The organism is Paraburkholderia sp. BR14320 (genome assembly GCF_040948665.1).
GTDB classification, from domain to species: Bacteria; Pseudomonadota; Gammaproteobacteria; order Burkholderiales; family Burkholderiaceae; genus Paraburkholderia; species Paraburkholderia youngii.
In genome coordinates this window covers 1-2,082 of record NZ_JBFPKG010000166.1, presented here as the reverse complement: position 1 = coordinate 2,082, position 2,082 = coordinate 1, and the positions used below count along the sequence as shown (strand labels likewise).

1 protein-coding gene and 2 pseudogenes are annotated in these 2,082 nt (G+C 59.6%); 2 read left to right on the top strand and 1 reads right to left on the bottom strand.

From position 1 onward, the window contains the following. Positions 1 to 204: 204 nt before the first annotated feature. A pseudogene (locus tag AB3X89_RS39530) lies at positions 205 to 483 on the bottom strand (hypothetical protein); the annotation flags it as partial. Positions 484 to 500: 17 nt separating this feature from the next. On the opposite strand from AB3X89_RS39530, the gene AB3X89_RS39525 reads away from it, so the two are divergent. Both AB3X89_RS39525 and AB3X89_RS39520 read left to right on the top strand, forming a co-directional pair. Then, positions 501 to 1,058: an HrpB1 family type III secretion system apparatus protein gene (locus AB3X89_RS39525; protein ID WP_368587975.1), complete on the top strand. Its 558-nt coding sequence runs from the start codon at positions 501 to 503 to the stop codon at positions 1,056 to 1,058. A 224-nt stretch (positions 1,059 to 1,282) separates the two neighbouring features. Then, positions 1,283 to 1,956: pseudogene (locus tag AB3X89_RS39520) on the top strand (IS3 family transposase); the annotation flags it as partial. Positions 1,957 to 2,082 lie beyond the last annotated feature (126 nt).

Sequence of the window (2,082 nt, the reverse complement as noted above, 5' to 3'; positions counted from 1 at the left end):
TCCTGCTGCTGGTAGTGGTCCAGTCGCGACGATGCGCGGGACTGGACCGTGGCGGACCGGATGCACGACAGTGCATGGAAACGTAATGCGGACGATACCTGCGCACATCGGGCGCGACACACGAAACACGAAGCAACATGGATCTACGCGAAACGCCGGCATCATTCGCCGCCAGTTCGCTTGACCGCTGCCTGCGTTGTCACGTTAAGGTATACGAGACGCAAGAGCGCGCAGGAGGTAGATTTGCTCAGAATTGGACGGATCTTGGGTGAGCCCAGTGAAGCGATGCCACCCGGCAAAGCGTGCGGCGAGCTGTTTGCGATAGAGTGAAGCACGCAGCAGATGTCGCTTCAGCGCGAAGTGCTGGCGAATCGGTCCGAAGCTCGATACGAATGCTTGTGTGCGACCCGGATCGCGGAAACCACGCATCCGGCGTTCGCGCTCACGGGTCGGCTGATGACTGTTTTCGGCCCGGTTATTCACCCGAGCCGCAGGCTAAGTTGGAACCGGAAATACCACCGAACCGCGAGACTAATGATTGCCGCCGGGAACCGGTGGCCGTGATAAAGCGATTTTACTTTCTTCATCGTGACATCTTACGTGACTACCTTGCCAACGTGACAGTGCCCTTTGCAGTGCGCGACGTGCTGCTGTGGATTTTTTCAGAGGGTCTGCATCTCGATGCGCGCACCGATCTCGAAGACCTACTATTATTGCTGCGTCAGATTCATCCACGTCGCGTGATTGTCGATACCTACGAGGTGCGGATGCTCATCAAATCGCAGCGCTGGCTCGACGCATTACGCTTATTGCGGCAGATCGAGGCGCAAGGTTACGGTTCGCCCGTAATTGCAGCGCTGCAGAGTTGGTGTCTCTACCGGTTAGCCGATCACGATTGGAAACGTTGCGCGCTCGAGGTGCTGCACAGCAGCGATACTGCGGCGCTCGCTGTCGTTGCAACGTTCTTAGGTGTCGAAGGCGCGGGCTCTGCGGGTGTTGCCGAAGCCCTGCGCGCAAAATTGTGGGCTTGCAACCCCAATCTCCGGTCCGATACATAGCCGTCGTTCTGTTGAAACAAGGCGGTCGGCTATGATTGAGAAACGAGCAGCCAACCCCTGAACGCGAACGGCGTATGCGGGCTTCCGCCTGCCCGAGCGTACTGAAGCTTTCCTGTCGAACTTCGGCCCAATCCGACAGAGGTAGTCGCGCAAAATCGGACAGCGGGATAAGTGGAACGGCCGAGGCCTGAGCCAGCGATAATGCAGGCAAAGGAACCGAGGAAATGACGGAACGAACCCGACGCACGCACTCAGCGGCGTTCAAAGCGAAAGTGGCCCTGGCGGCAGTCAAGGGCGACCGCACGCTCGCCGAACTGGCGCGGCAGTTCAATGTGCATCCGAACCAGATCACGGAATGGAAACAGCAATTGCAGGAGCGTGCGGCTGACGTGTTCGGTGCGGCCGGCCCGGTGTCGAGCGAGCCACCGGTGGACGTGAAGACCCTGCACGCCAAGATCGGCCAACTCAGCCTGGAAAATGATTTTTTAAGCGCTGCGCTCACCAAGGCGGGATTGCTGAGCGCAAAGCGATGATTGACCGTGGCCATGCGTTGCCGGTTTCGCAGCAAGTCCGGCTTGTTGGTATCGCGAGATCGAGCGCGTATTACCGGGCGCGGCCTGTCAGCGAAGTCGATCAACGTCTGATGCGACGGATCGACGAACTGCATCTGGAGTTCCCATTTGCCGGTGCACGGATGCTGGCGCGCCTGCTGCGCCGGGAAGGCCACGAGGTCGGCCGCCGCCACGTGCGCACGCTCATGAAGCGCATGGGCGTGGAGGCGCTGTACTGCAAGCCGAGCACGAGTCGACGCAACGCGCAGCACAAGGTCTGTCCGTATCTGCTGCGCGGCATGAAGATCGAGCGGGCCAACCAGGCCTGGGCACTCGACACGACCTACGGGTTCTGTTGCAGTAAGGCCCACGTTAAAATTGGGTAGCGAATTTTTGAGCTGTGCGATGAAGAAGACGAAGACACCGCGAACCACACTCGCGCCGGGCCTGGCCAAGGTCCTGAAGCGCCTTCA